17 protein-coding genes are annotated in these 20,933 nt (G+C 58.0%); 12 read left to right on the top strand and 5 right to left on the bottom strand.

Annotation, left to right across the window (positions count from 1 at the left end; translation table 11 throughout):
* Nucleotides 1-7: 7 nt before the first annotated feature.
* Together ACA056_RS05205 and ACA056_RS05200 are read right to left on the bottom strand one after the other, a co-directional pair.
* Nucleotides 8-2,530 carry a CS1-pili formation C-terminal domain-containing protein gene (locus tag ACA056_RS05205; protein WP_497270993.1) on the bottom strand — a complete coding sequence of 841 codons (2,523 nt, stop codon included), beginning with the start codon at nucleotides 2,528-2,530 and terminating at the stop codon, nucleotides 8-10.
* A gap of 107 nt (nucleotides 2,531-2,637) precedes the next feature.
* A complete protein-coding gene (locus ACA056_RS05200) occupies nucleotides 2,638-3,120 on the bottom strand; it encodes a CS1 type fimbrial major subunit (protein WP_497270991.1) in 483 nt (160 codons plus the stop codon).
* Nucleotides 3,121-3,626: 506 nt separating this feature from the next.
* Here ACA056_RS05200 and ACA056_RS05195 point away from each other — a divergent pair.
* Complete coding sequence (locus tag ACA056_RS05195) at nucleotides 3,627-4,205, top strand: PadR family transcriptional regulator (protein ID WP_497270989.1); 579 nt, start codon at nucleotides 3,627-3,629, stop codon at nucleotides 4,203-4,205.
* Nucleotides 4,202-4,987 carry a siderophore-interacting protein gene (locus ACA056_RS05190; RefSeq protein ID WP_497270987.1) on the top strand — a complete coding sequence of 262 codons (786 nt, stop codon included), beginning with the start codon at nucleotides 4,202-4,204 and terminating at the stop codon, nucleotides 4,985-4,987. The genes ACA056_RS05195 and ACA056_RS05190 overlap by 4 nt, the downstream gene beginning before the upstream one ends.
* Before the next feature lie 146 nt (nucleotides 4,988-5,133).
* Here ACA056_RS05190 and ACA056_RS05185 read toward each other — a convergent pair whose 3' ends face one another.
* From ACA056_RS05185 to ACA056_RS05175, 3 genes are all read right to left on the bottom strand, one after another.
* Nucleotides 5,134-5,790, bottom strand: coding sequence for a Pr6Pr family membrane protein (locus tag ACA056_RS05185; RefSeq protein WP_497270985.1), 657 nt, complete (start codon nucleotides 5,788-5,790; stop codon nucleotides 5,134-5,136).
* Between the two features lie 2 nt (nucleotides 5,791-5,792).
* A complete protein-coding gene (locus ACA056_RS05180) occupies nucleotides 5,793-6,023 on the bottom strand; it encodes a VF530 family protein (protein ID WP_007944895.1) in 231 nt (76 codons plus the stop codon).
* Nucleotides 6,024-6,202: 179 nt separating this feature from the next.
* On the bottom strand, nucleotides 6,203-7,198 hold the full coding sequence (locus tag ACA056_RS05175; protein WP_497265786.1) for an IS110 family RNA-guided transposase: 996 nt from the start codon (nucleotides 7,196-7,198) through the stop codon (nucleotides 6,203-6,205).
* A 468-nt stretch (nucleotides 7,199-7,666) separates the two neighbouring features.
* On the opposite strand from ACA056_RS05175, the gene ACA056_RS05170 reads away from it, so the two are divergent.
* From ACA056_RS05170 to cmoB, 10 genes are all read left to right on the top strand, one after another.
* Entirely contained in the window at nucleotides 7,667-9,049 is a 1,383-nt protein-coding gene (locus ACA056_RS05170; RefSeq protein ID WP_497270982.1) for a carbohydrate porin, read from the top strand.
* 214 nt (nucleotides 9,050-9,263) lie between these two features.
* A complete protein-coding gene (locus ACA056_RS05165) occupies nucleotides 9,264-11,675 on the top strand; it encodes a glucose/quinate/shikimate family membrane-bound PQQ-dependent dehydrogenase (RefSeq protein WP_497270980.1) in 2,412 nt (803 codons plus the stop codon).
* A gap of 613 nt (nucleotides 11,676-12,288) precedes the next feature.
* A protein-coding gene (locus ACA056_RS05160; protein ID WP_497266439.1) for an IS3 family transposase occupies nucleotides 12,289-13,826 on the top strand; the annotation gives its coding sequence in 2 pieces (ribosomal slippage) (nucleotides 12,289-12,757 and nucleotides 12,757-13,826; 1,539 coding nt in all).
* A 262-nt stretch (nucleotides 13,827-14,088) separates the two neighbouring features.
* A complete protein-coding gene (gene lon / locus ACA056_RS05155) occupies nucleotides 14,089-16,506 on the top strand; it encodes an endopeptidase La (RefSeq protein WP_497270978.1) in 2,418 nt (805 codons plus the stop codon).
* Nucleotides 16,507-16,688: 182 nt separating this feature from the next.
* Entirely contained in the window at nucleotides 16,689-17,117 is a 429-nt protein-coding gene (locus ACA056_RS05150; protein WP_497270976.1) for a hypothetical protein, read from the top strand.
* A 149-nt stretch (nucleotides 17,118-17,266) separates the two neighbouring features.
* Nucleotides 17,267-17,659: a protease inhibitor I42 family protein gene (locus ACA056_RS05145; RefSeq protein WP_497270974.1), complete on the top strand. Its 393-nt coding sequence runs from the start codon at nucleotides 17,267-17,269 to the stop codon at nucleotides 17,657-17,659.
* 2 nt (nucleotides 17,660-17,661) lie between these two features.
* A complete protein-coding gene (locus tag ACA056_RS05140) occupies nucleotides 17,662-18,303 on the top strand; it encodes a lysoplasmalogenase (protein WP_497273492.1) in 642 nt (213 codons plus the stop codon).
* 155 nt (nucleotides 18,304-18,458) lie between these two features.
* Nucleotides 18,459-18,947 (top strand): hypothetical protein, encoded by a 489-nt coding sequence (locus ACA056_RS05135; protein ID WP_497270972.1) that lies wholly within the window; start codon nucleotides 18,459-18,461, stop codon nucleotides 18,945-18,947.
* A gap of 170 nt (nucleotides 18,948-19,117) precedes the next feature.
* A complete protein-coding gene (gene cmoA, locus ACA056_RS05130) occupies nucleotides 19,118-19,897 on the top strand; it encodes a carboxy-S-adenosyl-L-methionine synthase CmoA (RefSeq protein WP_497270970.1) in 780 nt (259 codons plus the stop codon).
* Nucleotides 19,894-20,850 carry a tRNA 5-methoxyuridine(34)/uridine 5-oxyacetic acid(34) synthase CmoB gene (gene cmoB, locus ACA056_RS05125; protein ID WP_497270968.1) on the top strand — a complete coding sequence of 319 codons (957 nt, stop codon included), beginning with the start codon at nucleotides 19,894-19,896 and terminating at the stop codon, nucleotides 20,848-20,850. Before cmoA ends, cmoB begins: the two co-directional genes overlap by 4 nt.
* Nucleotides 20,851-20,933: the final 83 nt, after the last annotated feature.

Raw genomic sequence — 20,933 nt, 5'->3', positions numbered from 1 at the left:
TCATGGCTCAACCTGCTCCATTGGAGATTAGGGTGGCATCTGCCAGGGTGTCGGGCGTGCAACGCAGGTCGCCGATCATCAACACGTCCTGTTCAAGCCGGGCCTTGCTCGGGTCGAGACGGAACTGGCACAGCAGCTGATCGCCACGACGCACTTGCAGGGTCGGTGAGCCGGCGTTCATTTCCATGGAGAAGAACCCGTCCACCTCGCTCACTCCGCGACTGGCGTGGTTGATGATGTGATGCCCCTTGAGCGGCTGGCCCTGCGGATCGAGCAGGCGACCGAGCACGGTCACGGTTTTCATCACCTGCACCTTGCGATAGGCCACGCCGCCCTTGTTCAGGTGATAGCTCATGCGTGCCGGTTGAATGCTCGCGGCAGGTACGTGGTTGCCTTCGAAATCGAAGCTCACCGAACCGCTCTTGTAGGCGGTGATCGGCACAAAGTTGCGACCCGGACGCAAAGCGGTGCTGCCGCCGCTGAGGTCGTCGGCGCGCAGGGCGATGGCGTCGACGTCGGATTCCACATCGATGATCATCCCGGCACCGCGCCCTTGGTGCTGGCTGGTCAGGACCATTTTCTGACCGCCCACGGCGAAGGTGCTGTCCAGGTTCAAACCACCAGTGACGTCGCTGCTGAAGGACGAGCGCTGGACGAAGGCATCGCCCAGCACGGTGTCGGTCATGAAATTGGCCGTACCCGACACACCAAGGCCGTAGGTGTCGGCAATCGCGGTGGCCGAGACGCTTTGCAGAATAAAATCCTGCAAGTCTTTGCGATACGTCAGCGAGGCGTTGTTATCGCGCCCGCCATCGCGGGAAGTGCGCGAGCCGATGCTGCCGGAAATTTGCTCGCCCGGACCGCCCAGGGCCAGGCTCACGCTCAGGTCAACGCCGCGATTACGCTTGTCGCCGCTGCTGGTGCTGCCCGGCCGATCGAACACGGTGAAGCGCCAATTGGCATCGTTGCCAAACAGATTGCCGCGCTGGGTCCAGCCCAGGTCCAGGCCGACACCTTCGACATTGCCTTCGCTGTGGGACACCCGGCCATTGAGCGAGGTGCGGTTGCTCAGGCGATGGCTCAGGGACAGTGACGAGTTGCTGGTCTGGCCGTTGAACACATTGCGCTGGCGAATACGCGTACCGTCGGGCAGGGTTTCGTAGGTGTTGCGGGTATCGAGCCAGCTGCGATTGTGACTGACCACAACATTGCCCAGGCCGTAACTGTATAGTCCCTGGAAGTCGAGGCCGGTGCCGTGGTCTTCGGTCTGATAGACGTTGGCGAACAGGCTGGCGTTGTTGGCCACGGTCCAGTCCACGGACGTTCCGTATTGCAACTGATCCCGCACCTGACGCCCGGACAAGCCCAGCACCACCCGCGGGTGCAGCAGGTAGTTGAGCGCGGCGCCGGCGGTCATGTCGCCTTCGGCCTGTTCCTGCCAATTGCTTAGCAACTTGCTTTCGCGCCCGGCGAACAGGTTGTAGCGCCAGCGTTCGTCGTGGTTGCGCCAGTTGTTGGGTTTGTAGACCAGTTCTTGCGTGGTCGAAGTGATCTGACCGTCTTCGATCAGCCGCACTTCGACTTCATAAATGCCTCCCGGCAGCGGTCGGGTATCGAGGGTTTGCAACCCGGCGGGCACCGGTTGCGTGTTGATCAGCAGGCCATTGCGATAGATCTCCACCGAGCCGAGGCGGTTGGCGGTCACGTAAATCGGATACACGCTGGGCTTGGGGTTGTTGATCGCCAGGCTGTCGGAACTGCCGTACATCACGCCGACCGCGGTGTCCGGGCTCGCGCCGAACGAGCGGGGCTGGCGGCTCAGGCCTTCGGAATTGGGCATGAAGTAACCCAGGCGCAGAAATTGGCCTTGCAGTTCGCGCTGGGTATAGAGCTCGTGTACCGCGTGGTAGAGCTGATCGTCCGGCCCACCGAGCCGGGCCAGTTGCAGGTTGACGCTCTGGGTCCAGTTGCCGAGGCTGCTGCTAGCCTCCAGGCCATACCGGCCGCCGAGGTCCTGATCCTGCCCGCCGTTGAGATTCAGTTGATTGCGCACGATCAGGCCGGTGCTGCCGCCCGGTGGCTGCTCGTAGTAGGCCTGCGGCTGGTCGTTGCGCTCGGCGTTTTCGGTGACAAGCGACACCAGGGAATTTTCAAGGTTGTAATGCACAGCCAAGAGGTTTTCCGGGCAACTGTTAGTGCAGGCCCCCAGTGGCACGCCTTGTTTCAGATAAGTGGTCAATGCCTCGCGCTCAGTGGCTTTCACGTCGCTGTCACGAACATCGGTTACTTCAAGTAAGGTGATGCGATCATCACGGGATAACACCACCATCGCCTCACCCAAAAACTGTTGATCACGTTCAACTCGAACCGCCAGCGGAACATCAAAGAAGTGTTCTTCGAACTCGGCGGGCAAACCTTTGGCCTGGGCGAGTAAAGAGCGCGGCATATAATTACCGTTCGTGGGCGCGGCCAGGGCAGCTGAACAAAACAGCAAGGCAAGCGCTGCCGCGATGGGCGTCATCGGGAACATGAACCGGATACTCTGATTGCGGACAGTAAATACATTGAAACCCGCTCGGCCGGTCAGGTAGACGGGCCGATCGGGGCGTGTCAGTCAACGAACAGAAGGGTTGCCCTTCAACGCGGTACCGCGTCGAACATCACCACCGGGTTGCCGGTGAACAGGCCGGTCTGGCCAGCGGACGGTTTAGCGGCGGTGATCACCATGTCGGCCTGCATGCCAGGGTTGGATGGCGCGTCGGCGGCGACAGGTGTTGGCGTGGCGCTCAGTACCACGCCGCCGATGGCGATGGTCAGGGGAATCGAGGTGCTACCGTTGTACAGCGCGGCGGGGCCGCCTTCGATGTAAGCGTCGATCGAACCGTCGGTGTTTTTCAGGTCGTAGGTCTGACGCAGCGTGCTCAGCTCTCCGCTCACCGTGTTGAAGATCATGGTCTCGTCCCGACCGAAGTTCGGATCCCGCGGTTGGGCATGAAACTGCGTCGGTGGAATATCGGCCTTGATGTTGATGGTGCTGCTGGCGTCATCCTTGGCCAGTGCAGCAGTCGAACCGAAAACCAGAACAGCCAGAGGGGCGGCGATTGCAAACTTCTTGAACATGGTTAAGTCCCTGTTATTTCAATAGAGAAGATCATTAATGGTGCGAACAAGTCATTAACTTGAACGTTCAACGCCGGGGCATGATCAACCAATTGAAATATGAAGTAAGCAGGACATGTCCTGCGAACATGTAGTTCGCAAGGCATTTGAAACAGCGAAAAAAAGCCAAAAATTGAAAAAGGAGAAGAGTGACCGTAAGAACCAGACTACAGACAGATTAGTTGGTTTTTCCATACAGGAACAATGACTGTAAGAAGCGCATGACAGTCTCAATAAACAATAGACGAAAACACTGCTTTAGAGAATTAGCACTAAACCTGACTGCGCGGATATATACCAGTTTTTTCTTTTTCTGCCCGCCAACGCTTCACGGAATAGTCAGACGTTTTCGCGGGAAGAAATCCCACGCGCTGCCGAGCGCTGTCTTGCACCGTTGGTCGAAAGGCCTTGCTCTGCCGTCAAGATATATCTTAAGTTGTATCTAAATACGACGAGAGCAAGCAAAAATGAGAGACCATCATTCCCACAGAGAACACAGCGACGGCCGCGACGGCTTCGAAAAACGCCCAGGCCCCGGCCGCGAACGGGGTGGCCGAGGCCCCCGGGTTTTCGCCCCAGGCGATCTGAAACTGCTGCTGCTGGCGCTGATCGCCGAGCAGCCTTGCCACGGCTATGACCTGATCCGCCAGATCGAAAGCATGTTCGACGGCGCCTACAGCCCCAGCCCCGGTGTGATCTACCCGACCCTGACCTTCCTTGAAGAAAGCGAGATGATCCTGGGCGACGCCGAGGGCGGAAAAAAACGCTACACCATCACCGACGCTGGACGACTGTCGTTAAGCGATCAGGCGATCGCACTAGATGGTGTGCGGATGCGCATCGAAGTCAGCAAGCGCTCATTGCGCGGCCATGACCGCCCGGCCGAGATCCACGAAGCAGTGCACAACTTGCGTCATGCCTTGCAGATGCATCATGGCCGCTGGAGCCCGGAAGAAATCCTGCGGGTACGCGACCTGCTCAACAACACCGCCAAAGCCATCGTCGATGGCCCTGTCGTTCAACCCGTTCAGGAGCAAGCCGAATGACTGAAGTGATCGTGCAAACCATCCACCGTGTCAGCCACGAGATCAAACGCCGTCGTCTGGAAGTGTTGCGGGTGGTCGACCTGACGCCGCGCATGCGCCGCATCACGCTGGGTGGACCGGAGTTGGCGGGCTTCGTCAGCCTCGGCACGGACGACCACGTCAAACTGCTGTTTCCACAAAACGCGGCGGAACAAGCGGCGCTGGAAACCCTGGTGCTCGGTGCCGGTAAAGACAACGGGCCGATGCCGGCGATGCGCGACTACACGCCGCGTCGTTACGACCTCGACGCACTGGAACTGGACATCGACTTCGTACTGCACGGTGACGGCCCCGCCTCGACCTGGGCCGAACAGGCCAAACCCGGCCAGTTTCTGCACATCGGCGGGCCACGGGGGTCGATGATCGTGCCGGACATTTTCGACAGCTACCTGTTGATTGGCGATGAGACGGCCATCCCCGCGATTGCTCGTCGACTGGAAGGCCTGGCGGCCAATCGCCAGGCACTGGTGATCATCGAAGTGGAGAACGGTGCCGAGCAGCAAAAACTCGATAGCGTGGCGCAGGTCAATGTGATCTGGGTACTGCGCGAAGGCGGCAGGAATAACCTGCTGAACACCGTAAAGCAGCTGCAGGTGCCCAGAGGCAACCTATACGCCTGGGTGGCGACCGAGAGCAAAGTGTCGCGGCAGATACGCCGGGTGTTGCTGGATGAGCACGGGCTTAACGAGCAGTCCGTCAAAGCCGTGGGTTACTGGCGGCTGGATGACAGCGACGAAGATTGACCACGACTTTTGTGCCTGCCAGGTTTCCTGTGGCGAGGGGACTTGTCCCCGTTGGAGTGCGAAGCGCTCCCAAAATCTTCGACAGCTGCCGAGAATTTGGGGCTGCTGCGCAGCCCAACGGGGACAAGTCCCCTCGCCACAAGTGCTCACTTTCGACCCGCGTGCCAACGATCCAACCCGATCATCACCAGCGCAACCACCACAAACCCCACCAATAACCCACCGGCATTCACAAACACCTGTGGATAACCCAGTTTGCCGACATCAATGAACGGATAGGGATAAACCGCCAGCAGATGTCCGCGCCACAACGAATACGCGAAGTACACCACTGGATAGATCACCCACGCCGCGATATGCCGCAGTCGTAACGTGCCTTTCGGCACACAGCACCACCAATAAGCCAGAAACAGCAGTGGCATGACGTCATGCATCAGCTCATCGGCCAGCCATTGCCAGCCTTGCGGATGCCATAAATGGCGCAACAACACGTTGTACCCCAGGCCGACCAGGGCGATGCTCACGGCAATGCCGCTACTCACCCACGGCTGCAAAAACCAGCGTCGCGCGGCCGACTCGCGGGACGTCAGCTCACACGTCAGCACGGTCGCCACGAGCGTATTGCTCAGCACGGTGAAATAGCTGAAGAAACTGACCAGCCCACCGAGCAGGCTGGCCGCCAGCGTCCAGCGTGAGTAGAAAATCAGGTACAGCTGAATGCTCAGTCCCGCCCAGCCAAGCACCGCCGCCACAGCGACAAAACGACGCCTCGCGGCAGAACCTGGCGTCGGTGGGTTGACCATGTTCAGACCGGGCGCTTGGTGCGCATCAGCTTCACGTACAAGCGCTCGACCTTCTCCCGTGCCCATGGGGTTTTGCGCAGGAATGTCAGGCTCGACTTGATGCTCGGGTCACTCTTGAAACAGCGGATATCGATGCGCTCGGCCAGCCCCGACCATTCGTAGTGTTCAACCAGCGCGTTGAGGATTTGCTCCAGCGTCACGCCGTGCAGCGGGTTGTTGTTCTGTTCGGTCATGCCGGGCCTTCGAGCGGTGAAAGAATGGGAAGCCGCGCACCTTAGCCGAGGGCTTCGTTGGGGGGAAGCGATCTGTGTGCGGTCAGTTAAATGTAGGTGAAACGCAAAAGATCGCAGCCTCGTTTCACTCGACAGCTCCTACATTGGAATGCGTTCACCTGTAGATACTCTGTTCACGGTCAAGCTTTCGCGAGATGTTTTTCGCTAAAAAGCTTGGCCGTATTAAATTCTTCTCCGGAACGCATGCATGCCCATAACCCGGTTAGGTATTTGCGCATGACCGCACCGATGGCCTGCATTTTCTTCTTGCCGCGCGCTACCAGAGCCTCGTAGAAGGCCTTCACACTCTCATCACAACGGATTGCCGTCATCGCCGGCATGAACATCGCTGCGCGCAAGTAAGCATTACCGCATTTGGACATTCGCCCTGGCCGGTTCACGCTGGTGCCTGACTGGGTCAACCTGACATCCAGGCCTGCATAGCGGCTTACCTGCGCCGATTTAAGCGTTACCGGAAGGGTTGTCAGCTCAGCCAGTGCGGCGATGGCTGAGGCTTCTCCAACGCCGGGGGCCGCCATCATGCAGCGAAACTGTAAACTCAGATCCGGGCATTTGGCGATGGCATCACGTGCGGCTTTCTTCAAGCGATCAATCCGTGTGTCCAGCCCTGCAATCGCCTCTTTCTCATCCTCGATCAGCAGCTCCACACTCGTTTCTGTCGCTTGTAGCGCGTGTAATTCGTTTTTGGCTCGTGTTCGATGACCAATCAGCCGATTGATATGGCGGCCAATCGCACGCAGCGTCATTTGATCGGTAGTAGGCGGAACCCAAAGCCTGGGAGTCATGCGCTCGCCATATTCAGCCAGCAATTGAGCGTCTATCTGGTCAGTTTTGCTGTTTTGCAGCATCACTTTTGCAAAATTGTGGAAGCTTTTGGGGTTGATCACCGAGACCGGCAGGCCGGCAGCGTGCAACTCCAATGCAAGATCCAGGTAGTAAATGCCAGTGGCCTCCATGACCACACTCAGCGGTTTGAGACCTAACATCTTTGTCACGGCAGCCTTACGTCCTTTGGGCGTGTGCTGAACGTCCCACTGGCCTGATGTTTTACCGCTCTGCCGCCATCCCATGACAGACGTGCGCGCACCAATGTCTATGCCGACATGAGTATTCATGCTTTTCACTTCCCTGACTTTCGGTAAGATTGCCCCTGGTTCCCCCGACCTCGAATTTCATGCCACTGCAACCTTGTAATGCGAAGTCCGACTTGTCGGCTTCTCGATACTCTTCGTGGTGGGCAATGAGGCGGGGGGGCCTCTCTACAGACAAGGTCAGGAGCAAATCCTGCCTTCAGGAGCTATCGGCCTCCCCCAGAAACGCACTTGCTGTTGTATGAATCCTTGAGCGTAACCTCTCTCGTTGGAATCAAGGTCAACATACAAGGAGCTGTCGAGTGAAACGAGGCTGCGATCTTTTCCCACTGACTGTTACCAAATCCGAAACGCTCCATGTCAGTAAAAGCGCTTTCTCTATTTGTAACAGGACATTATCCTTGCGCCCGTCAAGCTGAAACGCTTCCGCTGCCCGCGACATACTGCCGCTTCAGTTCACTTCTCAGAAAAAGACCCAGAATTACTTCCCCTATGCCTTATCTTCAAACTCCGCGAGACAGCGCTGTCTGCAACGCTATTGGTCGTCGAAAAGCCCTGAACCTGATCGGCGGATTTTCCGCGTTGGGCCTCGTCACTTGCACCCAGGCCGCCCCGGCCTTCGATAGCGAGTCGCCGTGGATGCTCGGCGACTGGAACGGCACGCGCACCGAACTTTCGGAAAAAGGCTACGACTTCAAAGTCGATTACACCGGTGAAATGGGCAGCAATCTGCACGGCGGCTACGACCACGATCGCACCGCCCGCTACAGCGACCAGTTCGGCCTCGGCACTCACCTGGACCTGCAGAAGATACTGGGCTGGGACGACGCCGAGTTTCAGCTGACCATCACCGAGCGCAACGGCAACAACATCAGCAACGACCGCATCAATGATCCGCGCGTGGGCGGGTTCACCTCGGCTCAGGAAGTCTGGGGTCGCGGGCAAACCTGGCGCCTGACGCAGATGTGGTATCAGCAGAAATTCTTCGATCAAAAGCTCGACATCAAGGTCGGCCGTTTCGGCGAAGGCGAAGACTTCAACAGCTTCCCCTGCGACTTCCAGAACCTGGCGTTCTGCGGCTCGCAGGTGGGCAACTGGGTCGGCGGCATCTGGTACAACTGGCCGGTCAGCCAGTGGGCGATGCGCGTTAAATATCACCTGACACCGGAGCTCTACGCGCAGGTCGGCGCCTACGAGCAAAACCCGTCGAACCTTGATCGCGACAACGGTTTCAAGCTCAGCGGCAGCGGCACCCAGGGCGCGATCCTGCCGGTGGAACTGGTCTGGTCGCCGAAGCTCAACGGCCTGCCGGGCGAATACCGCGCCGGTTATTACTACAGCAATGCGAAGGCCACTGATGCCTACAAGGACAGCAACGGTCAGCCGGCAGCCCTGAGTGGCGAGGCTTACCGCAGCGCTTCGAGCAAACACGGTGTGTGGCTGGGTGTGCAGCAGCAATTGACCAGCCGCGCCAGCGACAACTCCCGCGGCCTGAGCGTGTTCGCCAACGGCACGATGCACGACAAGAAGACCAACGCCATCGACAACTATGTCCAGGCTGGCGTCGTCTATAAAGGCTTGTTCGATGCACGCGCCAAGGACGACATCGGTTTCGCCCTGGCTCGCGTCCACGTCAACCCGGCCTATCGCAAGAACGCCGAGGCGACCAATCAGGCCCGCTCCGTCTTCGACTACGACGACCCATCCTTCCTGCCACCGCAGGATACCGAATACAGCGCCGAACTCTATTACGGCGTGCACGTCACGAACTGGCTGACCGTGCGCCCGAACCTGCAATACATCCGCCACCCCGGTGGCGTGGACAAGGTCGATGACGCGCTGATAGGCGGGATAAAAATCCAGTCATCGTTCTAACCAACACCACAAAAACCCTGTGGGAGCGAGCCTGCTCGCGATAAGGCCAGCACAGCCAACATTGATGTTGTCTGACCCACCGCTATCGCGAGCAGGCTCACTCCTACAGGGATCGCGTCAACCGAACCATTTTTATCTGAACCATGCCCGCGCCAGATCGTCATCTACAGTGAACTTGCGCGGGACTACTTAAAACGTCACGGAGAACCACACTATGAGCACTGATGGTGCTTTGAGTCGAAGCCGTCTGCTGCCGAGCCTGCTCGGTATCCTGCTTCTGCTAATTGGCCTGGCCATGCTGGCCGGGGGGATCAAGCTGAGCATGCTCGGCGGCTCGCTGTATTACCTGCTGGCCGGTATCGGCCTGGCGCTGACCGGGGGGCTGCTGATTGCTGCCCGCCGCTCTGCGCTGGGCCTGTACGCGCTGGTGCTGTTCGCCAGCACCGTTTGGGCCTTGTGGGAAGTCGGCCTCGATTGGTGGCAACTGGTGCCGCGTCTGGCCATGCTGTTTGCGCTGGGCATCGTCATGTTGCTGCCGTGGTTCCGCCGTCCGCTGCTGCGTGAAGGCGCTGCGCCGATGGGCACCGGCGCACTGAGCGTGGCCGTGGTGCTGGCGGGCGTTGCTGCGCTGGCCAGCCAGTTCACCAACCCCGGTGAAATCAAAGGCCAACTGGACCGCGATAGCGTGCCGGGCATGACCAACAGCGCCCCGGCCATGCCGGACGGTGACTGGAATTCCTACGGCCGCAGCGCCCATGGCGATCGTTACTCGCCACTGGCGCAGATCACGCCGCAGAACGCGAACAAACTCGTTCCGGCCTGGACCTTCCGCACCGGCGACCTTCCTGGGCCGAACGACCCGGGCGAAACCACTGCCGAAAACACCCCGCTGAAAGTCAACGGCATGCTCTACGTCTGCACGCCGCACAGCCAGGTGATCGCGCTGGACCCGGACACCGGCAAGGAAATCTGGCGTTTCGATCCGAAGCTCTCTACGCAAAACGCGGCGAACTTCAAGGGTTGGGCGCACATGACCTGCCGTGGCGTGACGTATCACGATGACGCCGCTTACGCGTCCGAGCAAAGCCCGACCGGCACTGCCAGCCCGGCACCGGTCAGCAACGTGTGCCCACGCCGGATCTTCCTGCCGACTGCCGACACCCGTCTGATCGCCCTGGATGCCGACACCGGCAAGATGTGCGAAGACTTCGGCGACAAAGGCCAGGTCGACCTGCGCGCCAACATCGGCGGCTTCAATGCCGGCGGTTACTACTCCACCTCGCCTCCAGCGGTCACTAAAGACCTGGTGGTGATCGGCGGCCACGTCACCGACAACGTTTCCACCGACGAACCCAGCGGCGTGATCCGCGCGTTCGACGTACACACCGGCAAACTGGTGTGGAACTGGGACAGCGGCAACCCGGACGACACCACGCCGATTGCCGAAGGTGAGGTCTACACCCGCAACTCGCCAAACATGTGGTCCATGTTCGCTGTCGACGAAAAACTCGGCATGCTTTACCTGCCGATGGGCAACCAGACCCCGGATCAGTTCGGTGGCGATCGCACGCCAGAATCGGAATTGCACGCCGCCGGCCTGACTGCCCTCGACATCGCGACCGGCCAGGTGCGCTGGCACATGCAGTTCACCCACCATGACCTGTGGGACATGGACGTCGGTGGCCAGCCAACCCTGATGGACCTGAAAACCGCTGACGGCGTGAAGCCGGCGGTGCTTGCGTCCACCAAGCAAGGCAGCATCTACGTGCTGGACCGCAGCACCGGCAAGCCGATCGTGCCGATCAACGAAGTGCCGGTGCCACAAGGCGCTGTCGAAGGTGATCACACCTCGCCGACCCAACCGAAGTCCGACCTCAACCTGATGCCGCCGCCGCTGCAAGAGCGCGACATGTGGGGCGTGACCCCGTTCGACCAACTGATCTGCCGGATCGACTTCAAATCCATGCGCTACGACGGTCCATTCACGCCGCCATCGCTGCAAGGTTCGATCGTTTATCCAGGCAACTTCGGCGTGTTCGACTGGGGCGGTATCTCGGTTGACCCGGTGCGTCAGATTGCTTTCATGAACCCGGACTACATGGCGTTCAAATCGAAAATGATCCCGGCCGCCGAAATCGCTGCCCAAGGCCCGCGTAAAAGCGAAACCGAAGGTGTGCAGCCAAACAAAGGCGCGCCATACGGCGTCATCCTCGAACCCCTGCTCTCGCCATTGGGCCTGCCGTGCCAGACACCGGCCTGGGGTTACGTGACAGCGGTCGACCTGACCACCAACAAAATCATCTGGAAACACAAAAACGGCACCGTGCGCGACAGCTCGCCGGTTCCGATCCCGCTGAGCATGGGCGTGCCTAGCCTGGGCGGTACCTTCGTCACTGCTGGCGGCGTTGGTTTCCTGAGCGGCACCCTCGACCAGTACCTGCGCGCCTACGACGTGAAAAACGGTAAGCAGTTGTGGGAAGGCCGCCTGCCAGCAGGCGCGCAAACCACGCCGATGACCTACACCGGCAAGGACGGCAAGCAATACGTGCTTGTTGTTGCAGGTGGTCATGGGTCGCTGGGCACCAAGCAAGGTGACTACGTGATTGCGTACAAACTGTCCGATTAAGTTTTAGCGGCGGTTAAAGGAAAGGCGACTCCTGTTGGGGGTCGCCTTTTTTGTGGGTGACGCATTTTCCGCCACACAACACATCCCCTGTGGGAGCGAGCCTGCTCGCGATAGCGGCCTAACATCCGACATTGATGTCGTCTGACACTCCGTCATCGCGAGCAGGCTCGCTCCCACAGGGGATTGGTGTAAACCTGCGAGTAATTGGTCGGCTGTCAGGCCGCCTTCGCGGACAAGCCAGCTCCCACAGTAAATCGGCATACACCGCCCCGCCCCCCACCACTCAACAGGCCGAGCGTTAGCTCGCCTGCAGCTTGTGATCTTGATCCACCCGCCCCTTCGGGAGGCTGAGTGGAGGAGTTCATCCGGGGAGTGGCGCGCAGCGCCGTTCGACGCAGTCGAACACGCTGCATGTAGGTCGTCGCGAAGCAGACCGGAGGGCAGTGTCCCCGGATGGATACCGGAACGAAGGAACGCCGAGCCTAAGCGAGGGGCCGGACGCTTGGGGCGAGCCTTTTTTTGCTTACTTTTTTTTGGCGTTTCCCTCCGTGTCAGGCTACCTGTCGCCCTTGTTGATTGACTCGTTCATTCAAGAGGGCGAAGGTACATATCGATGTCCAAGCTAGGCAAACGCTACGACAACGACTTCAAAGACTGGGTCGTTTTGCAAATGATGCCGCCCCTCAATCGATCAGTGGCAGAACTTGCCGTTGCGCTCAATCTCACGCCACAGTCACTGCGAAATTGGAGACAAATGGCTAGAGATAAAGGCTTGATCGTTCCGGGAAACGGCAAGACCAGTGACCAATGGTCTAGCGCCGATAAATTCAATGCTGTCATGGAAACCGCGCCGTTGAGCGAGGTGGAGATCTCTCAGTATTGCCGAATCAAAGGCATTTACCCTGAGCAAATCCAACAGTGGCGAATGGCATGCCAAAACGCCAATCCGGTCGTTGATCTCAACTCTCGAACCTCTAAGACGGCCGAGCAACGGCGTATCAAAATACTTGAGCGTCAATTGATTCAGTCTGATGCCGGACGTGCGGAGGCGGTGGCCTTGCTGGATCTCAGAAAAAAAGCCAATGCGATCTGGGGCAAGGACAAGGAAGACTGATCGACGCCTCTGATCGTACGCAAGCCATGAAGTTGATTGCAGACGCGGTACTCAATGGCGCTCGTCGATATCGAGCCTGCAATGAGTTGGGGCTGAGCCTGCGCACAGTCCAGCGCTGGCGACACGCTGACTGTGACGGACGACGGCTGGCTCAACGGGCAGCTCCGGCTAATAAGCTCAGTGAGACAGAACGCCAAGCGGTGCTTGATGCTGCCAATCAGGCTGGCTACGCCAGCCTCACCCCGCACCAAATCGTTCCAAAACTAGCGGATGAAGGCATTTATCTGGCTTCGGAGTCGACGTTTTACCGTGTGTTAAAAGCCGCCAATCAAAACGTGCGCCGTGGTCGTACCAAGACCCCGAAACGCAGAGTACTGACGACGCACCGTGCTGACGCACCCAATCAGGTGTGGTGCTGGGATATCACCTGGCTGCCCAGCACCGTCAAAGGCCGTTTTTTCTACTGGTACATGGTCAAGGATGTCTACAGCCGCAAGCTGGTCGCTAATGAAGTGCATGAGGTGGAATGTGCCGAACACGCGTGTGAGTTGCTCAGAAAGGGATGCTTGCGGGAGCACACAGCGGGTCGTCCGTTGGTGTTGCACTCGGATAACGGCCACGTTATGAGAGGCTCTTTATTACGTGAAAGCATGATCGCCCTGGGCGTCGAGCCGTCCTTCAGCCGGCCGAGGGTGAGCAATGACAACGCTTATGCCGAGGCGCTTTTCCGTACCGCCAAGTACTGCCCACTCTGGCCGGATCAACCATTTGATACGGTCACTGAAGCAAGGCTTTGGGTGCAGAAATTTATCGAGTGGTACAACGAAGATCACCGCCACAGCGCCTTGAAATACGTCACGCCGAACGAACGCCACGAAGGCAAGGCGACGGTTCTATTACAAGCTAGAGCAGTGCTTTATGAAGACGCCAGGGACGCTAATCCGAGCCGCTGGAGTACTCGGACACGCAACTGGAAGCTGGCAGATGCGGTGTATTTAAACCCAGAGCGCCCTGAGGTTAAGGGTGCAGCTGGCTAACAACAGTTGGAACAAGGTGACAGGTACCTTGACACGTACCGGCTTGTAAAAAAAGTGAGTCGCCGTAAGGGCGAAACCCTAAGCCGCCGTTACCGCAGAAACGGATATGTACACAATCAACCCAGAACATGGTCGGCCCAAAGGCCGCCAAGTCAAAAGCACCTGTCCAAACCCTGAACACACACCCAGAAATATCCCCCGCCATTGAAACCACCCCCCACCCGCCCCATCTAACACCCATACCCAATTGCGCAGGTGCCCCATGAGCGACCAGCAAGAATTCCCCGAAGACCCCAGCGAATACGCCGACCCAGAGAACGCCGAACACCACTCCACCGGCAAAGGCCTCGCCCTGCCAGGCCAGAACCTGCCGGACAAGGTCTACATCATCCCGATCCACAACCGCCCGTTCTTCCCGGCCCAAGTGCTGCCGGTCATCGTCAATGAAGAACCGTGGGCCGAAACCCTCGACCTGGTGAGCAAATCCGAACACCACTCCCTGGCCCTGTTCTACATGGACACGCCCCAGGAAGATCCGCGTCATTTCGACACCTCGGCCCTGCCGCTCTACGGCACCCTGGTCAAGGTGCACCACGCCAGTCGCGAAAACGGCAAACTGCAATTCGTCGCCCAGGGCCTGACTCGCGTGCGCATCCGCTCCTGGCTCAAGCACCATCGCCCGCCATACCTGGTGGAAGTCGAATACCCGCACCAGCCCACAGAGCCGACCGACGAGGTCAAGGCTTACGGCATGGCGCTGATCAATGCGATCAAGGAACTGCTGCCGCTCAACCCGCTGTACAGCGAAGAGCTGAAGAACTACCTCAACCGCTTCAGTCCCAACGACCCGTCGCCGCTGACCGATTTCGCCGCCGCACTGACCTCGGCCACCGGCAGCGAACTGCAAGAAGTGCTCGACTGCGTGCCCATGCTCAAACGCATGGAAAAAGTCCTGCCTATGCTGCGCAAGGAAGTCGAAGTCGCGCGTCTGCAAAAAGAGATTTCCGCCGAAGTTAACCGCAAGATCGGCGAGCATCAGCGCGAGTTCTTCCTCAAGGAGCAACTCAAGGTCATCCAGCAAGAGCTGGGGCTGACCAAGGACGACCGCAGCGCCGACATCGAGCAGTTCGAACAGCGCCTGGAAGGCAAGGTTTTGCCCGCTCAGGCGCAAAAACGCGTCGAAGAGGAAATGAACAAGCTGTCGATCCTCGAAACCGGTTCGCCGGAGTACGCGGTCACCCGCAACTACCTCGACTGGGCGACCTCGGTGCCGTGGGGCGTATATGGCGAGGACAAACTTGACCTCAAGCACGCTCGCAAAGTGTTGGACAAACACCATGCCGGCCTCGACGACATCAAAGACCGCATCCTCGAATTCCTCGCCGTCGGGGCCTACAAAGGCGAGATCAGCGGCTCCATCGTGTTGCTGGTCGGTCCGCCGGGCGTGGGTAAAACCAGCGTCGGCAAATCCATCGCCGAATCCCTCGGTCGGCCGTTCTACCGCTTCAGCCTCGGTGGCATGCGCGACGAAGCCGAGATCAAGGGCCATCGCCGCACCTACATCGGCGCGCAGCCGGGCAAACTCGTCCATGCGTTGAAAGATGTCGAAGTAATGAATCCGGTGATCATGCTCGACGAGATCGACAAGATGGGCCAGAGCTACCAGGGCGACCCGGCCTCGGCGCTGCTGGAAACCCTCGACCCGGAACAGAACGTCGAATTCCTCGACCACTACCTGGACTTGCGTCTGGACCTGTCGAAAGTGCTGTTCATCTGCACCGCCAACACCCTGGACTCGATTCCCGGCCCGTTGCTGGACCGGATGGAAATTATTCGCCTGTCGGGTTACATCACCGAAGAAAAAATCGCCATCGCCAAACGTCACCTGTGGCCGAAACAACTGGAAAAAGCCGGCGTGTCCAAAGGCAGCCTTAGCATCAGCGACAGCGCGTTGAAAGCATTGATCGACGGATATGCCCGTGAAGCCGGGGTGCGCCACTTGGAAAAAGAACTGGGCAAACTGGTGCGCAAAGCCGTGGTGAAACTGATCGACGAGCCGAAAGCGGTGATCAAAATCGGTCCGAAAGACCTCGAAGCCTCACTCGGGCATCCGGTGTTCCGTAACGAGCAAGTGCTGTCCGGTACCGGCGTCATCACCGGGCTGGCCTGGACCAGCATGGGCGGCGCGACCTTGCCGATCGAAGCCACGCGCATTCACACCCTGAATCGTGGCTTCAAACTCACCGGGCAATTGGGCGACGTGATGAAAGAGTCGGCGGAAATCGCCTACAGCTACGTCAGTTCCAATCTGAAATCGTTCGGCGGTGATCCGAAGTTCTTCGACGAAGCCTTCGTTCACCTGCACGTCCCGGAAGGCGCCACCCCGAAAGACGGCCCGAGCGCCGGCGTGACCATGGCCAGCGCCCTGCTCTCGCTCGCCCGCAACCAGGCGCCGAAAAAAGGCATCGCCATGACCGGCGAACTGACGCTGACCGGGCATGTACTGCCGATTGGCGGCGTGCGCGAAAAGGTGATTGCGGCACGGCGGCAGAAGATCTTCGAATTGATCTTGCCGGAGCCAAACCGTGGAAGCTTTGAAGAACTGCCGGATTATCTGAAAGAAGGGATTACCGTGCACTTTGCCAAGCGTTTTGCGGATGTGGCGAAAATTCTGTTCTGACACTTAAATTGGTCGTTATCACTCCAGCATGGATAGCGATCAATACTTTTTCGTATAGTTGAACGCTGCGTAATTGCCAATCAACATAAACAACTGTCATTTCTGACAGTACCTATTACTATCCATCCTGAATAGGCTATCTCCTGTATTCAAGCAAACACGCTAAACACAGGAGATTCAAAATGAGTAGCTCCAAAAATGAAGGGAAGTGGGGGAAAGGTCTTTTAGCAGCTTACATTCCAAATGACATCAGCTTCTCAACCCAGGCACTAATCATAACTGATGAACAAGCAACACTGAGCCTGGAAGGGCTTTACTCCCCTGTTGATCAACCGGACTCCGCAAGAAACATTAGGGTGCACCTAATAAAAAATGGACAGATGCTTCCAGACAATGGTGTGCATAACTTCCCCGCAAAAAATATAAAGGTCGAATATGACGGAAAGTTTAACGACGATTTTTTTAGTGCCACTCCGGGCGAAGGCTTTGTTTTTCTCAACCTTGACCGTACCACCAACATCTACTCTTGCGCCTTTGATATAAGCTTCACCAAAAAGGACAGCAGCGAAAGTTTTAACGTTACTTGCTCATTTACAATGATGTTTGGATGAGTCTGGTGTTGTTTGCAAGCCAGCATTTTCTCTCATCGGCAGCCACAGCGCCCCGACCAGCAGTAGGGGCGATTAAAGTTGTCGATTAGCATCAGTGTTTTATTCAGTTATGCTCGCCGTTCGTCGTGAATACCGGAGCCACTGACCTTATGTCCCCCACCCGCCTGTTTGTCCCCCTCGCCCTCTCCTTGCTGGCCGCGTGCGCCACGCAACCGAAACAGAACGTGACCGTGGAAAAACAAAGCGAATGCCCGGTAAAACTGCAAAGCGGGCAAAACCTGATCCTGACCCTGCCAAGTAACCCGACCACGGGTTACCGCTGGGCCATCCAGGATTCAGCCGGTGGCGTATTGCGCGCGCTCAGCCCCGAGGTTTACAGCAATCCGGAAGACGCGGGGATCGTCGGCAGCGCCGGCCTCTCGACCTGGCGCTTCCAGTCCTTCGCCGCGGGCACGGGCCGTTTGCGCCTGACCTACTCACAGCCATGGGCACCGGAAGTACCGGCGGTGGAAACCTTCGACTGCGCGATCTCGGTCAACTGATCGTGGGCTGGCTGATTCTGGCGCTGATGGGCGCGGTGACCTTTCTCTACGGCGTCAGCGTGCACGCTGCGCTGCTCTGCCTGCTGGTCAAGCCGCTGCCGGTTTTGGCCTTGCTCGGCTGGTTGCATGACGCACCGCCCAGCGAATATCGCCGCTGGATCAGCCTTGGATTGATTTTCTCCCTGCTCGGCGATGTGTTGCTGGCATGGCCCGGGGATTTGTTTGTGTTTGGGCTTGGGGCATTTTTGGTCGCGCATCTGGCGTATCTGAAAGCCTACTTGAGTGATTGCCGGCGGTTGGCGCTGTTACCGCTGATCATCGCTTTGGGCGTCGGCGCGGTGTTGTTGGGGATCTTGATTTCCAATGGGCTGGGTCCGCTGCTCATCCCGGTGATCGTCTACGGTCTGGCGATCAGCGCAATGCTCTGGCGCGCACTGGCCCGGCTCGGCACTGACGTGCCCAAACGCTCCGCGCTGCTGGCGGCGGCAGGTGCGGTGGCGTTTGTGTTTTCGGACAGCGTGATTGGCATCAACCGATTTGTTGCGCCATTCCATACTGCGCCTTACGTCATCATCCTCAGCTATTGGCTGGGACAGTGGGGGATTACGGCGTCGGCGTTTTCCAAGAAAAAGCACAATAGATAAAACCGGATTATCGGGCACTCTTAATAGCGGAAAACTTATTATCTATCGCAAAAGGTGATAAAAACCTGTCAGTTATGACAGTAGCCCCGTTCTTCCTGAAAACTTATTATTTCTGTGGAGTCACCCAACCACACATGTTTGCAGGGAAGAATATTATGATTTTTTTTAGAAACATAAACAGGATTGCTGCTGCAGAACCGATTATCACCATTAGCGCAGTAACTCAAGCCACGATTTCCAACCGTGTGAAGCTTGACAGCCAAATTATTGAAGTTGAATTTGATGAGTCCAGCGATCAAATCGCGTTTATCACTCGCGCAAATACCCAAGACTACTCACTCAGGAATAAAAAAGGTCTGGTACTGATATTTGATAAAAATATTAAATCCGGAAAATATTCAGTCACAGGTTCTAACTCCCCCTTCACCACTGTGTATTTTTTCGAAACGAGAGCCAAACCTGGCAACACTAACTATATTGAGTATGAAGCCCAAAGTGGCTCTTTCACCGTAGAAGCAATTGAGAACACTACGGAGAAGCTGCACTACGAAATTAGCTTTGATTTCACAGGTAAAAATGAAGGAGGCGAAGAGCTAAAAGTAGTTGGTACAGCCACCTATATCGTATTGATTAGGTCAGAGTAATCACACTCTAAATAATGAATGGCCAAGTCTCATTTGGGACTTGGTCATTCAGTTGTCATTTAACATTTCCTCCCTACTTCCTGTTCCTCGACCTTCACCTGGTCAGAAACCTCACAAATCCGTCACGCTTTATCAGACAACCCAAGCATCCCCCCGTCAATTTGGCTAAAATGCCGGCCTTTTCCACCTACGCCGCTGGAACCGCCGTGAGCAAAGAACCCGATCGCCTTTTCGCCCAGCCTTTGACCCAGGTGCCCGACTTCGCCTTTAACGAGGACGTGGTGCGGGTGTTCCCGGACATGATCAAGCGCTCGGTGCCGGGTTATCCGACCATCGTTGAAAACCTCGGCGTGCTCGCCGCGCAGTTCGCCCAGCCAAACAGCGTGCTTTACGACCTGGGTTCGTCCCTCGGCGCCGTGACCCAGGCGCTGCGCCGCCATGTGCGCACCGATGGCTGCCGCGTCATCGCTGTGGATAACTCTGCGGCGATGGTTGAACGCTGCCGCGAGTACCTCAATGGTCAGGACTCGATGTTCCAGGAGTTGCTGCCGGTGGAAGTGATCGAAGGTGACATCCTCGCCCTCGAATTTCAGCCCGCCTCGGTGGTGGCGCTGAACTTCACCCTGCAATTCATCGCTCCGGAACAGCGCACGGCGTTGCTCTCGCGTATCCGTCAGTCGCTGTTGCCCGGTGGCGCGCTGATTCTGTCGGAGAAGCTGCGCTTCAACGACCTCGAAGAACACGCGCTGCTCACTGACTTGCATGTCGCGTTCAAACGAGCCAACGGCTACAGCGAGCTGGAAATCGCCCAGAAGCGCAGCGCCATCGAAAACGTCATGAAGCCCGACAGCCTCGAAGAACACCGCGAGCGCCTGTTGGCCGCCGGGTTCTCGAAAGTCGTGCCGTGGTTCCAGTGTCTTAACTTTGCCTCGTTGATTGCCTTGCCATGATTGATCTGTCCCCCCTCGCCCGCCGTTTGGCCGGCACACCGCTGGCCGATTGGGCCAACACCCTGCAAGCGCAACTCGACAAGAAAATGGAGAAAGGTCACGGCGACCTGGAGCGCTGGCAGAGTGCGCTGGACGCTTTGCCGAAGATTCAGCCGAGCGAAGTTGATTTGCTCAATGGCCTGACGCTGGACACCGATTGCGATGACGAAACCCGTGCGCAAATGCGCACCGCGCTGATGGGTTTGTCGCCATGGCGCAAAGGGCCGTTCGATCTTTTTGGCGTGCACGTCGACACCGAATGGCGTTCGGACTGGAAATGGTCGCGGGTCGCGCCGCATCTGGATCTGAAGGGTAAACGCATCCTCGATGTCGGCTGCGGTAATGGCTACTACATGTGGCGCATGCTCGGTGCCGGGGCCGACAGTGTGATTGGTGTTGACCCAAACTGGCTGTTCTTCTGTCAGTTCCAGGCGGTGCAGCGTTACCTGTCAGAGCCCAATGCCTGGCACCTGCCGTTCCCGTTCGAAGACCTGCCGCCGAACATGGAAGGCTTCGACACAGTATTTTCCATGGGGGTGTTCTATCACCGCCGCTCGCCGATCGAGCATTTGCTGGCGCTGAAGGATTGCCTGGTCAAGGGCGGCGAATTGGTGCTGGAGACGCTGGTGATCGAGGGCGATCAGCAGCAGGTGCTGGTACCGGAAGACCGTTATGCGCAGATGCGTAACGTGTGGTTCCTGCCGTCAGTACCGGCGCTGGAGCTGTGGCTACGCCGGGCCGGGTTCACTGATGTTCGCTGTGTGGACGTGAGCGTGACGACGGTCGAGGAACAGCGCGGGACGGAGTGGATGAAGTATCAGTCGCTGAGTGATTTCCTTGATCCGCAAGATCACAGCAAGACGGTTGAAGGGCTGCCGGCGCCGATGCGCGCAGTGATCGTCGCCCGTAAGTAAACCCAATCTCCCAAACACCGGAGATCCCCTGTGGGAGCGAGCCTGCTCGCGATGAGGGCCTTTCAGCCAACGAAGATGTTGGA

It is taken from the genome of Pseudomonas sp. LBUM1666 (genome assembly GCF_059695775.1).
This window is presented reverse-complemented; position numbering and strand designations above follow the sequence as displayed.